The sequence below is a fragment of the Arthrobacter sp. EpRS71 genome (assembly GCF_001512285.1).
Classification (GTDB): domain Bacteria; phylum Actinomycetota; class Actinomycetes; order Actinomycetales; family Micrococcaceae; genus Arthrobacter.
Window position 1 is genome coordinate 194,316 of sequence record NZ_LNUV01000002.1, and the last position, 12,781, is coordinate 207,096.

Genomic DNA, 12,781 nt, shown 5'->3' on the forward strand with positions numbered 1-12,781 from the left:
CGTTCCAGGGCCCCTGGGTGGAAAACGTGCTGGTCGGTGAGGGAGGGCTCAAACGGGTGCGGCTTCAGGCCAGTTGGCTTTCAATGCGGGCAGCACTGGCAGCGAGCGCTTTGCCGACAGCGTCGGGGTCTTGGTCCGAGCGGATGTAGACGACGGCGATGGCGGCCGGCCGTCCGCCTGGAACCTTGATGGGGGCTGCTATGGAGGATAGTCCGGCGATGACTTCGTCGTGGCTGGTGGCGTAGCCGAGGCGGCGCGCCTCGTGGGCTTCGGCGCGGTAGGGGTTGGGGGCTCCCAGCTGCTGCCAGCGTTCTTCGGTCATGGTTGATTGGATGGCGATCCCGGGAGCGCCGGTGCTGACCGGGTGGCGGCTGCCTGGGTGTTGGGCGAGCGCGGCGCCGGAGTGTCGTGGCTCCACGGTCACCAAGGTGACGCATTCCTGGTGGTCCCATACGGCGACGAAAGCGGTCATGTGCAGGGTGTTGGCAAGCTGGGTGAGTTCGGGAAGGGCCGCGGTCTGGAGGTTCCGTGAGACGCCGCTGGCCAGGACCGCGAGTCCCGGGCCGGGTTGGACGCGTCCGGAGTCATCACGCACCAGCAGCGAGTGGTCTTCGAGTGTCCGCAGGATGCGATACGCCACGGAGCGGTGAACGCCCAGGGCCTCGGTGAGTTCGGCGATGCTGAGGGGCCTTTCGGCGGCCGCGAGGATCTCCAGCGCGCGGATCCCGCGTGAGAGGGTTTGCGACGGCGGAACCTGGGTTGGTGCTTCAGGTGGACCCTTGACGTCGCTGCGGGGATTCATGCGAACCATTCTATGGTGGCCCATACCTTAGGGGTCTGTGCTTTGGCTCACAGATTGTAGTATTCTTTCCTAACTGACCGTTCTGTCGGTTAATGCAAGTCACGTGCCGACCAGTCACTCTCACCCACATGGAGTTCCAATGACCGCAACTTCCACTGTCGACTCTCCGTCAGGACCCAGCAGCAAGCGCGAGGAGCGCAGGGTACTGGCCGGGACGTTGGTGGGCACCACCATTGAGTGGTACGACTTCTTCATCTTCGCCCAGCTGACGGCAACCCTGTTGGCGCCGTTGTTCCTGTCGCCGTTGGAGAAGTCCAACCCGGGAGTAGCCCAGCTTCTGTCCTTCGCCACGATCGGCATCAGCTTCCTGTTCAGGCCACTGGGAGCCTTCGTTGCCGGACACCTCGGAGACAGGATGGGCCGTAAGGCTGTGCTTGTCATGACACTGGTCATGATGGGTGCTGCCACTGCACTGATCGGCCTGCTGCCCACCTACGCAACCATCGGCGTTTGGGCGCCTGTCCTGCTGATCACCCTGCGCGTGGTCCAAGGGTTCTCCGCCGGTGGCGAGTGGGGCGGTGCTGCACTCATGGCTGTGGAGCATGCGCCGCTCAAAAAGCGCGGGCTCTTCGGCGCGTATCCGCAGATCGGTGTTCCCATCGGGATGATCCTGGCCACCGGGCTGTTGTTCCTGCTGCAGTCGGGAATGTCCAAGGAAGATTTCGCGTCATGGGGCTGGCGTGTGCCGTTCCTGTTGTCGGTGGTCCTCATTGTGGTGGGATACCTGATCCGTCGTGCCGTTGGTGAGAGCCCGGTTTTCAAGGAAATCGCCCAGCGCAAGGCTGAGAGCAAGGCGCCCCTGGGCGAGCTCTTCCGTAAGAACAAGAAGGAAGTTGTCCTTGCGGCCATGATCTTCATCGCCAACAACGCTGCAGGCTACCTGCTGATTGCCTTCTTCATCTCCTACGCCACACGTACTCTGAAGATGCCCACCCCGCAGGTCCTGCTCGCCACCACCGTCGCCTCATTCGGCTGGCTGATCTTCACCATGGTGGGCGGCTGGCTGTCGGACAAGATCGGCAGAGTAAAGACATTCCTGATCGGCTATGGTCTGGTCTTTGCCTGGATGATTCCCATGTTCATCCTGATCGACTCCAAGGACATCCTGCTCTACGGAACCGCCCTGTTCGTCCTGACCATCGGCTTGGGCCTGTCCTACGGTCCCATGTCCGCCATGTACGCCGAGATGTTCCCGGCACAGGTTCGCTACTCAGGAATCTCCATCGGGTACGCCCTGGGTGCCATCCTGGGCGGCGCCTTCGCTCCGCTGATCGCCCAGGCCCTCCTGGACACCACCAAGTGGTCCGGCTCGGTGGGCATCTACATCATGGTTCTCTGCGTGGTCTCCGCCATTGGCGTGATTCTCGCCAAGGAAACCCGTGGCCGTCCGCTGGGATACAGCGTTCACCACTAAGGCTCACCATTAAAGAGGGCAAAAAGGCGGGTGCGGTCCACAGGGACCGCACCCGTCTTTTTCGTGGTGGATGCCAGTGGCTATTTGCGGCCGCTGGCCCTCGCATCCTCCAGTTGACCTACGACGTCGGCGTCGGTCAACTGCCCGAAGTGTTCGTAGAAAGCGCCAACAGCATGGAATTTGCCCGGCGTGTGCAGGGCCATCACGACGTCGCAGACCCGGGCCAGGGACGTTGAGGCTTCCAGCGACGCCACGGGCACCGCGGCTATCACCACGGCGGCACCACCGGCCCGGACCGCCTCTACGGCTGCCCGCATGGTGGCCCCCGTGGCCAGTCCGTCGTCGGCCAGCACCACTGTCTTTCCGCGAAGATTGTGCTCGATGCCAGGATAAGTTTTTGCGCGGCGGGTCAGTTCGGAACGTTCACGGGCTTCCACGGCATCCAAAGCGGACTGTGAGATTCCGTGGGCGAGAATGAGTTCCTTCAGGGGCCTGTTGACCATCCGCAGGACGTCGCCCTGCGACCACGCCAGTGCCCCGAAAGCGGTCTCGTCACGGCCGGGGATGCCCAGCTTGCGGACCAGTACGGCACCGAATGGCAGGTATAACTCTGCAGCTGCTGCGGCGGCTACCGGGACTCCGCCACGGGCCAGGCCCAGGACAATGGTGTCAGGCCGTTCCCTCAGTTGGGGGAGTCCTTCAGCCAGGCGTCGACCGGCTTCCGCACGGTCCTTGAAACGCATGCCCATCTGCTCCACTTCCACGTAATTCGTTGCATGTCCAAGCCTACCGTCCACTCCTTGCCCGGTGACGCCCCCGCTGAAAGCATGGCCTTGTGAACAAGCCCATCGGATATTGGATCAAGAGGCTCGACGCCGCATTGGAAGTCCAGCTGGAGGCCACCCTGGCGCGGATCAAGCTCACCCGGCGTCAATGGCACACCTTGGGAGCCCTTTCGGAGGGCGCCATGCTGCCCGAACAGCTGGAGGGCATCCTCCAGCCGCTGTGGGGTGGCGATACCCGGATGCGCGAGCGGGAACTCGCCGCCTTGGTAGGGCATGGACTGATCATCATGATCGACCACCGGCTGGCATTGAGCGAACGGGGACGGGAAAAGTACCACCAGGCCCAGCGGCTGGTGGAAGACGCGCGCCAGGACTTGTCCATGGGCATAGGCATTGATGAGTACGCCATGGCCCTGAGCGTGTTGGAGCGCATGAGCCTGAATGCTGAGCGACTGGCCCGCTGAGAGGCTGGACCGCTTCGAACTAGACGCCGAGGAACTGAACGGCGGCTTCCTTGAAGGCCCGGCTTGTGATCACGTTGGTGTGAGTGCGCCCCGGGATCACCAGGGTCTCCACCATCCCGCCGCGTTTGCCGGCAATGGAGGCCAGTTCCGGCATGGTGGCTGCCCGTTCGTCCTTCTCGCCTGCTACGAGCAAGAGGGGCGTGTGAGGGGCGGCCTCGGCGGGATCGAAAGGTTCGCCCTTGATCGCCTCGATGAGGGACAACATGGCGAACAGGTTGTTGCTGGGCAGCATCTGGGCCATCTTCAGCAGCCCGGCCGTGGACGCGTCCTCGATGGGCGTGCCGTCAGCCAGGTGACGTTGGGCGGCGGCGAGGTCGAAAGCGGCCAGCGGATCCGCCGAACTTGGGCCGCCCAGGACGATGCGGTGCACCAGGTCCGGCTGGGTGGCGCCAAATTCCCAGGCCAGCCGCGAACCGAGCGAGTAGCCAATCACATCCAGTCCAGTGGACGGGTCGCCGTCGCGCAGGGGCCGGGCTCCGGCGTCGGTCGCTATTTGGAGCAGGTCGGCGCGTATGCGGCTGGGCGTGTACGAATCCAGGTCCTCGGGGGAGTGGCTCCGGCCGTGACCGGGGAGGTCAACGGTGATCACCCGGCGTCCTGCGTCCTGCAGGGTGGTGATCCAGCCGCTGTCCACCCAGTTCAGTTTGGTCGATGAAGAGAAGCCGTGGATCAGCAGCACAGGGCGCAGGCCGGCGTCGGTGGCCGGCTCATGGACTTCCACGAACAGTCCGGGGTCCGTGCCCTCTACTGTGTGCCTGTGCTGCTCCATGGTGTGCCTGCCGGTCATCATGTCAGTCCTCATCGAGTACGGCGCTCAGGCGGACCCGGCGCTTGGGTGCTTCGTCCTTCGGAACAGTGCCCACGATCCCGGCGGTGTCGTCCGGAACCTCGAACACAATCAGCGGCTCGCCAACGTTGATCGTGTCGCCGGGCGCACCGTGAATACGCACCACTTTACCCGCCTGCGGGCTGGGCAATTCGAGCGCTGATTTGGTGGTTTCTAGTTCCACAATCGCTTGGTTGCGTTCCACCTGCTGACCGGGCTCCACGAGCCAGTCCAGCACGGTTGCTTCAATGAGGCCCTCGCCGAGGTCGGGGAGCGGGAAGGAAATTTCAGCCACGGCGGTACTCCAGTACGCGTTGGATCCCAAAGAGGATGCGGTCGATGTTGGGGATGTATTCGTCCTCCAGGTCTCCGGAGGGATAAGGCACGTCGAAGCCGGTGACACGTTCCACCGGCGCCTTCAGGGTTGCGAAACAGCTCTGCGTAATGAGTTGGGCCACTTCGGCGCCCAGGCCTGAGGTCAGCGGCGCTTCGTGGACGACGACGGCGCGTCGCGTCTTGCCGACGGAGGTGGCCAATGCTTCGGCGTCGATCGGTTTCAGCCAGCGCAGGTCCAGGACCTCGACGTCGATGCCGTCTTCGGCTGCCAGTTCGGCAACCTGCAGGCATCGGGAAACCATGGCACCCCACGCCACGAGGGTGAGGTGGCGGCCTTCCCTGGCCACCCGGGCGCCGGTGAGGCTGCCGCTGTTGTCCGCATCGCCGTCGTGGGCTGCTGTGCCTGGAAGGGGGTTGGTGACATCCACCGGTCCCTTCTGCCAGTAGCGGGACTTCGGTTCCATGAAAATCACCGGATCCGGCCGGGATGCGGCGTATTTCAGCAGATGGTAGGCGTCGTGCGGAGTGGACGGCGAAACCACCTTGAGCCCCGGGACGTGCGCGAAGAGCGCCTCCAGGCTCTCTCCGTGGTGTTCGGGTGCCCGGATACCCCCGAAGCTGGGCACACGCAGGGTGATGGGCATGGGCAGCGTGCCGCGGCTGCGGTAATTCATTCGGGCGATCTGGCAGACGATCTGGTTGATGGCGGGATACGCGAAGCCGTCGAACTGGACCTCGGGGATGGGGTGGAAGCCAGCCATGGCCAAGCCCACGGACATGCCGAGGATGCCGGACTCGGCAAGCGGGGTGTCAAAGACGCGGGCCTCACCATGCTTGGCCTGGAGGCCGTCGGTGATGCGGAAGACCCCACCCAGCCTGCCGCAGTCCTCGCCGAAGATGACACTTTTAGGGTTTTCGGCCAGGATTTCATCGAGTGCACGGTTGAGTGCTTGCTGCATGGACATCTGGCGAACGCCGGCGGCGGCAGTTTCAATACCCGGCGCGGCAGTAATGGTCTCAGACATGTTCGGACTCCTCGCGCCACGCGGTGGCCTGCGATTGAAGGGCGGGCGTTGGTTCCTGGAAGACCAGGCTGAACATTTCAGCGCCGGGCCGGGGACCCAGCTCTGCTATGCCCTCACGGACGGCTTCTTCCTCCTCTTCCGCCAGGCGCTGTGCCTCTGCGAAGAACGCTTCGTCGGCCACGCCGTCGGTCAGGAGCCGCTGCTTGAAGCGCTCCAGCGGGTCCTCACCGGCGTCGAGGCGTTCCTCGTCCAGCGTGCGGTAGCGGCCGGGGTCGTCGGCAGTGGAGTGTGGACCACGGCGGTAGGTCATTGCCTCGATCACCACTGGACCATTGCCTGCACGGCAGTGGGCGAAGGCGGAGCGGGTGGCTTCGAAGACGGCTACCACGTCATTGCCGTCCACCTGCACGGAAGGAATTCCATAGCCTGCAGCCCGCGCCGCGACGGAGCCGCCGGCTACCTGGCGTTCTGTGGGTACCGAGATTGCCCAGCCGTTGTTCTGGATGAAGAAGACCACGGGGGACTTCATGACGGCGGCGAAGTTCATGGCTTCGTGCACGTCGCCTTGGGAGGAGGCGCCGTCGCCGAAGTAGGTCATGGCCACGCCAATGTCACCCGTTGCGTGGCCAGCCAGGGTTTGGCCGTGGGCCCAACCGACGGCGTGCAGGACCGAACCTGCTACTACTGCCTGGATGGGGGCGAACCTGGATTCCAACGGGTTGTACATGCCGCCGTGCCAGGTGGCTTTGTGCGTGGACATGTATCCCACCATGTCCAAGCCCATGGCCCGGGCTACACCCATTTCACGGTAGGTGGGGAAGACGAAGTCGCGGGTCCGGTCCACGGCGTAGCCGCTGCCTACCTGCGCGGCCTCCTGCCCGAGCTCCGGCGCGTATCCCGGGATGATGCCCTGGCGCTGCCAGGCAACCGCTGAGGTGTCCAGGTGCCGGACGGCTGCCATCAGGGTGTATAGCTCACGAAGTTGATGGTGGGTCAGCGGGGCCGCGTCATCCTCGACGGCTCCCCGCACGGCTTTGGTAGTCATGGCTGTGACCCTAGTCACCCATCCGGGGTATGTGCAATCAGCTCAGTTCAAACGGAACACTTTGTACAATTTGGGCACAAAAAGACGTCCCACACAGTACAAACTGTGCGGGACGTCTGGATGGTGATGAGCAGACAGCTACTCTACCGACGTGGGCTGCTTGGCGGCCTTGGACTTGGCGTTGATGAAGCAGCCAGCGGCGATGACCAAGATCAGGATGAATGTTCCGATCAGCTGTCCGGCGCTCTCAGGGTTGGCGAAGCCCACTACCAGGATGAGGCCCAGGAGGACGAGTCCCACGATGGTGAGGAACGGGAAGCCCTTCATGCGCAATGGCAGTACGGTGCCTTCCTTGTCAGCCCTGCGGCGCAGGATGAACTGGGAAACCAGCGCAGTACCCCAGACCACCAGGCACGTGGAGCCCACCAGGTTCAGGAGTGCCGGCAGGATTTTCTCCGGGAACAACAGCTCAAGGACTGTGGCAATGAAGCCGAAGGCAACCGAAATTCCGACGGCGGCCACAGGAACCTTGGAGCCGCTCAGGCGGGACAGGAAGCGAGGCGCTTCGCCGCGCTCAGAGAGGGAGAAGATCATGCGGGAGGCGCCGTACAGGTTGGCGTTGAGGGCGGACAGCAGGGCGACCACGGCTACCAAGGTGATGGCGGCACCGGCGCCTGGGATGCCCGCGAGGTCCAGCACGCCGGCGAACGGAGACTTTAGTCCCTCTGAGCCCACAGGGAGAACGGCTGCGATCACGAAGACGGAGCCGATGTAAAAGACCAGGATGCGCCACACCACCGTACGGATGGCCTTGCCAACGCTGTGGGCGGGGTTCTCGGTTTCAGCGGCAGCGACGCTGACGATCTCTGTTCCACCGAAGGCGAAGATGACGACGAACAAGGCGGCGGCGATGCCGCCGATGCCGTTGGGGGCGAAGTCGCCGAACGCGGAGAAGCCGGGCGACGGGACGTTCGGCAGCCAGCCGAAGAGCAGGGCCGCGCCAATGAGCAGGAAGATCACGATGGCAGCGACCTTGAGGATGGCGAACCAGAATTCGAACTCGCCGAAGTTGCGCACGCCCACCAGGTTGATGCCGGTGAACACCACCATGAACACCAGTGCAAGGACCCATACGGGGATGACTGGCCAGATGGAAAACAGGAGCCCGGCCGCTCCAATGGCTTCGGCGGCAATAACCACTACCAGCTGCAACCACCACAACCAGCCGATGGTTCCGCCGGCGGTCTTGCCCATGGCTTTCTCCGCGTAAACGGAGAATGCACCGCTGTTCGGGTTGGCGGCCGCCATCTCGCCGAGGGCCCACATGACCAGGATGATGAGGGTGCCGGCCACGAGATAAGAAATGAGCACCGCCGGTCCGGCGGCCTGAACGCCTGCTCCCGAGCCGAGGAAGAGGCCTGCGCCGATCGCGCTGCCCAGGCCCATCATGGTGAGCTGGCGTGGCTTGAGGGAGTGGCCGAGGCCGGATGTGGGGGCAGGAGCCGCGATGGACTTCGTTGTCATACGTGTCTACCTTCTATGGATTACATGCTGGTTTGGCGCGTTGGCCTCATGGGCTTGGCGCGCGGGCGTCGACGACGCAGCAAGAGCCGTGGAATAATTCTCGCAGATTGTAAGATACATCACTTTTTGCTGTAGCGATGTGATGGGTACGGATCCCCGGGGACAGGAACTTTGATGCTGGTCGATGCGCTTGATGCAAAAATTGTACGTTTCTTCACGGATTCGCCGCGATCTTCGGTGCTGGAGGCCTCCCGGGTGCTCAGGGTTGCCCGGGCTACGGTGCAGTCCCGGATTGATCGCATGATCGAGAACGGGGTCATCGGATCCTGGGTTCCACAACCTGATCCGGCCAATTTCGGCTTTCCGGTGGTGGCGTTCTGTTCCGTCACCATTACCCAGGAGATCGGCCATGACGCGATCATTGAAAGCCTGAGTGCCATCCCGGAAATTATCGAGGTCCACACGGTCACGGGTAATTCGGATCTGATGGTGAGGATTGCGGCGCGGTCCAACCCGGATATGCAGCGTGTCCTTGACGCCATGATCGCCACCAAGTCTGTGGTCCGGTGCTCATCTGTCATAGTCCTGAACAGTCACATCCAGGGGCGGACGCTGCCGCTGATGGAAGCCGCTGCGAAGCCAGTGTGACGTAAAGCATTTTGCCAAGCGCCTGTTGAGTCGTACCATTAGTTCTAGTCAAGATGACTTTAACTAACGCTCCACTTCACTGGAGAGCGTTCCGGACGGCGACGAAGCGAGGTGAAAGGCGTGAACACCAACTCAGCCAACGTTGCCGAGCGGCGGCTCGCACCGCCGTCGTTGGCTATTTCAACGGTGATTTTCGCGCTCCGCCCCAGCGAGACCTCCGGGCGACCCACACTGTGGCTCCCGCTGGTCCGGCGCATCCGTGAACCCTTCAAGGACATGTGGGCGCTTCCCGGCGGACCCCTGGCCCATGACGAATCCCTCCAGGATGCGGCCTCACGGAACCTCCGCGAAACCACCGGCCTGACGCCCCACTACCTCGAGCAGTTGTACGCCTTCGGAGGCCTCCATAGATCACCCACCCAGCGGGTGGTCTCCATCGTGTACTGGGCCCTGGTGCAACCCACCGAGGCTGCCCTCGCTGACGAATCAGAGAATGTGCGCTGGTTCAGGGCGGACAGGCTCGGAGAACTCGCCTTCGACCACAACGCAATCGTGGACTACGCCCTGTGGCGGCTCCGCAACAAGATGGCCTACGGGTCCATCGCCTACCACCTGCTGGGCGAGTTCTTCACCCTCGCCCAGGTCCGCGAAGTCTACGAGGCCGTGCTGGATCGCCAGCTCGATCCCGCCAACTTCCGCAGGCACGTCAAGGCGACACCGGAAATCGAAGAAACCGGTGAATACCTTCAAGGCGGGAAACACCGCCCGCCACGCCTCTACCGCTTCACCGGCACGCCCGGCCTCGGGCCAGATAACAGGAGTACACCATGAGCAGCGTCAACACTGCCGTCCAGCTGATCACCCGCGAAGAAGCCGAGAAGGGCCTCTCCCGCGCAGGGTCCACGTGCAGCCCGGCCCTCGCCAGGGGCCCATGGGAATACGACCTCGCCGAATCCCTCGCCGGGGAACCCGCTTATGGCCCGGGCGCCTCCATCGACGACGTCGCTCCCAAAGCAACGCCGCGCCAGGGCCAGCTGCCCGAAGAGTACAAAAAAGCCACCGACGCCGAACTGGACGCCCGTATCCGGGCGGCCAAAGCAACACTCGGGGACCGCGCCGTCATTCTGGGCCACTTCTACCAACGCGATGAAGTTATCCAGTACGCGGACTTCGTAGGCGACTCCTTCCAGCTCGCCAATGCTGCCCTGACCAAGCCCGACGCCGAAGCGATCATTTTCTGCGGCGTCCACTTCATGGCTGAGACAGCGGACATCCTCTCCACACCGGAACAGGCCGTCATCCTGCCGAACCTCGCCGCAGGATGCTCCATGGCGGACATGGCAGATGAAGACTCCGTGGAGGAATGCTGGGAGCAGCTGGAAGAGCTCTTCGGTACCGAGCCGGATGCCTCCGGACGCGCACCGGTCATTCCCGTCACCTACATGAACTCTTCCGCAGCGCTGAAGGCGTTCTGTGGACGAAACGGCGGGATTGTCTGCACCTCCTCCAACGCCAAAGTGGTGCTCGAATGGGCCTTCGAACGCGGGCAGCGGGTCCTGTTCTTCCCCGATCAGCACCTGGGCCGGAACACCGCCAAGGCACTGGGCGTCCCGCTCGAGCAGATGCCCATGTGGAACCCGCGCAAGGAACTCGGCGGAAACGACGAACAAACACTGCAGGACTCCCGGGTCATCCTCTGGCACGGCTTCTGCTCAGTCCACAAGCGCTTCAACGTGGGCCAGATCGAGAAAGCCCGGCAAGACTTCCCGGGCGTCAACGTGATCGTCCACCCCGAATGCCCCATGGAGGTAGTGGACGCCGCAGACTCCGCAGGATCCACCGACTTCATCAAGAAGGCCATCGCAGCCGCCACCGAACCCACCACGTTCGCCATCGGCACCGAGATCAACATGGTGAACCGGCTCGCCGCCGAAAACCCGCAGCACACCATATTCTGCCTCGACCCCGTCATCTGCCCGTGCTCCACCATGTACCGCATCCACCCCGGCTACCTCGCCTGGGTCCTGGAGGAACTCGTGGAGGGACGCATCGTCAACCGCATCACCGTTGACGACTCCGTGCAGGACAACGCCAAAATTGCGCTGGAACGCATGCTGGCAGCCAAGCCTGCCTAAACAACCGGCACCACCAAGCCGGCATCACTATCCGGGCACAACACACCCGACGAGCCGAATCGAGCCCCACATGACTACAGAGAGCCTTCCTGGCGGGCCTGCACCCCAGCGGCTGGTCGTCGTCGGAAGCGGCATAGCGGGACTGTACTCAGCCCTGCTGGCCGCCGAAGCCGGCGCGGAAGTGGTGCTGTTGACCAAAGGCGCACTCGCGGACAGCAACACCTACTACGCCCAAGGCGGGATCTCCGCCGTGTTGGACGATCCAGCCCCCGGCGATACCGTGGCAGCCCACATCGCGGACACGCTCAAAGCCGGGGCCGGCCACTGCAACGAAGAAGCGGTACGGGTGTTGTGCACCGAGGCACGTTTGGACATCGCAGGGCTGGGGCGTTTCGGCGTCCGCTTCGACCTCGACGTCGACGGTGATCCCGCGCTGGGCCTGGAAGCCGCCCACTCGGCTCCCCGCATCCTGCACGCAGGCGGCGACGCCACAGGAGCCGGGGTGGCGGCCGCGCTGATCAGGACAGTCCTGGACTTCCAAGCCGCAGGAAAGATCCAAGTGATCGGGCACGCCCACGTCACGTCGCTCTCCCTGGGCGGCGAGCAGGGTGGCCGTGTGGTGGGGGCCAATTTCCTTCACGACGGGCGGCACCACGGCGTCCACGGTGACTCCGTCCTGCTCGCCACCGGCGGAGCCGGACAACTCTTCGCGCAAACCACCAATCCCGCCGTGGCAACAGCAGATGGCTTGGCGCTCGCATGGCGTGCGGGTGCCGCCGTCGCCGACCTTGAGTTCTTCCAATTCCACCCCACCTGCATGGTGCTTCCTGAGGAAGCCCGAGAAGCCGAGGGCAACAATGACCCCCTGCTCATCTCCGAAGCAGTGCGGGGCGAAGGCGCCATCCTGGTAGACGCCACCGGTCACCGCTTCATGCCCGACTACCACCCGGATGCCGAACTCGCACCCCGGGACGTCGTCTCCCGCACCATCGCCCTGCACCTGGCAAAACTCGGGGACCCCAACGGCCACGTATTCCTCGACGCCACCGTGATCGAAGGACAGCGGGGCTGCGGCTTCCTGGCCAAGCGATTCCCCACCCTCAGCAAACGCACCCGCCAAGCCGGAGTTGACTGGACAACAGAGCTCGTCCCCGTGGCACCCGCGGCCCACTACTGGATGGGCGGCGTGGTGACCGACCTCCACGGCCGCACCTCCGTTCCCGGGCTCCTGGCTGCCGGGGAAGTGGCCTGTACCGGGGTGCAAGGCGCCAACCGCTTGGCGAGCAACTCCCTCCTCGAAGGCCTCGTGTTCGGGCGGCGGGCTGTGGAAGCGTTCCTGGGTTCGTCGGGTGCGTCGCCAGCCGGAGTCCCTCTGCGTGCTAACTCGGCCGCGGGCGGCGGCGCCACAGGCCCCTTGGCGCCTGCGCTCGCGCCTCGTACCGGCAATCGCCTCGCAAGCTCGGCGGCCGGTTCGGGCCCTCACGCGACAACGGCGCTGTCGGGGCCTCCGGCGCCGCTGGAAGAGGAGTTGTCGACTAATCCGGGCGGTTGGGCGTTGGTGTTGGATCCGGTGCCTGCTCCTGTTGCCTGGGAGTTTGACTCTTTGCCGGGGCCGGGGGCTCGGGAGGCATCTTTTGCGGAGGCGGGGATGTTTTCG

13 protein-coding genes are annotated in these 12,781 nt (G+C 64.0%); 6 read left to right on the forward strand and 7 right to left on the reverse strand.

The window, feature by feature from the left end; genetic code table 11:
- Positions 1 to 64: 64 nt before the first annotated feature.
- The gene (locus tag AR689_RS02865; protein WP_062066503.1) at positions 65 to 811 is read right to left on the reverse strand and encodes an IclR family transcriptional regulator; all 747 of its coding nucleotides are present in this window, start codon (positions 809 to 811) and stop codon (positions 65 to 67) included.
- 130 nt (positions 812 to 941) lie between these two features.
- Here AR689_RS02865 and AR689_RS02870 point away from each other — a divergent pair, with 130 nt between their 5' ends.
- On the forward strand, positions 942 to 2,276 hold the full coding sequence (locus AR689_RS02870) for an MFS transporter (RefSeq protein ID WP_062066506.1): 1,335 nt from the start codon (positions 942 to 944) through the stop codon (positions 2,274 to 2,276).
- Between the two features lie 80 nt (positions 2,277 to 2,356).
- On the opposite strand, the gene AR689_RS02875 is transcribed toward AR689_RS02870, so the two are convergent.
- On the reverse strand, positions 2,357 to 3,040 hold the full coding sequence (locus AR689_RS02875; RefSeq protein WP_062066509.1) for a phosphoribosyltransferase: 684 nt from the start codon (positions 3,038 to 3,040) through the stop codon (positions 2,357 to 2,359).
- Positions 3,041 to 3,111: 71 nt separating this feature from the next.
- On the opposite strand from AR689_RS02875, the gene AR689_RS02880 reads away from it, so the two are divergent.
- A complete protein-coding gene (locus AR689_RS02880) occupies positions 3,112 to 3,525 on the forward strand; it encodes a winged helix DNA-binding protein (RefSeq protein ID WP_062066513.1) in 414 nt (137 codons plus the stop codon).
- A 19-nt stretch (positions 3,526 to 3,544) separates the two neighbouring features.
- On the opposite strand, the gene AR689_RS02885 is transcribed toward AR689_RS02880, so the two are convergent.
- The 5 genes from AR689_RS02885 to AR689_RS02905 form a co-directional block, all read right to left on the reverse strand.
- Positions 3,545 to 4,375: an alpha/beta fold hydrolase gene (locus AR689_RS02885; RefSeq protein ID WP_082697757.1), complete on the reverse strand. Its 831-nt coding sequence runs from the start codon at positions 4,373 to 4,375 to the stop codon at positions 3,545 to 3,547.
- Position 4,376: 1 nt separating this feature from the next.
- Positions 4,377 to 4,706, reverse strand: coding sequence for a biotin/lipoyl-containing protein (locus AR689_RS02890; protein WP_014922133.1), 330 nt, complete (start codon positions 4,704 to 4,706; stop codon positions 4,377 to 4,379).
- The gene (locus AR689_RS02895; RefSeq protein ID WP_062066515.1) at positions 4,699 to 5,772 is read right to left on the reverse strand and encodes an alpha-ketoacid dehydrogenase subunit beta; all 1,074 of its coding nucleotides are present in this window, start codon (positions 5,770 to 5,772) and stop codon (positions 4,699 to 4,701) included. The genes AR689_RS02890 and AR689_RS02895 overlap by 8 nt, the downstream gene beginning before the upstream one ends.
- Positions 5,765 to 6,817, reverse strand: a complete 1,053-nt coding sequence (locus AR689_RS02900; RefSeq protein ID WP_062066518.1) for a thiamine pyrophosphate-dependent enzyme — start codon at positions 6,815 to 6,817, stop codon at positions 5,765 to 5,767. Before AR689_RS02900 ends, AR689_RS02895 begins: the two co-directional genes overlap by 8 nt.
- 138 nt (positions 6,818 to 6,955) lie before the next feature.
- Entirely contained in the window at positions 6,956 to 8,341 is a 1,386-nt protein-coding gene (locus AR689_RS02905; RefSeq protein WP_062066521.1) for an amino acid permease, read from the reverse strand.
- A 174-nt stretch (positions 8,342 to 8,515) separates the two neighbouring features.
- Between AR689_RS02905 and AR689_RS02910 the strand changes: the two genes are divergently transcribed.
- The 4 genes from AR689_RS02910 to AR689_RS02925 form a co-directional block, all read left to right on the forward strand.
- Positions 8,516 to 8,989 (forward strand): Lrp/AsnC family transcriptional regulator, encoded by a 474-nt coding sequence (locus tag AR689_RS02910; RefSeq protein WP_014922130.1) that lies wholly within the window; start codon positions 8,516 to 8,518, stop codon positions 8,987 to 8,989.
- A gap of 111 nt (positions 8,990 to 9,100) precedes the next feature.
- Complete coding sequence (locus AR689_RS02915; RefSeq protein WP_156424513.1) at positions 9,101 to 9,820, forward strand: NUDIX hydrolase; 720 nt, start codon at positions 9,101 to 9,103, stop codon at positions 9,818 to 9,820.
- Entirely contained in the window at positions 9,817 to 11,124 is a 1,308-nt protein-coding gene (nadA, locus tag AR689_RS02920; protein WP_062066524.1) for a quinolinate synthase NadA, read from the forward strand. The genes AR689_RS02915 and nadA overlap by 4 nt, the downstream gene beginning before the upstream one ends.
- Before the next feature lie 70 nt (positions 11,125 to 11,194).
- Positions 11,195 to 12,781, forward strand: a 1,587-nt coding sequence (locus AR689_RS02925) for an L-aspartate oxidase (RefSeq protein ID WP_062066527.1), incomplete at its 3' end; no start/stop codon positions are given.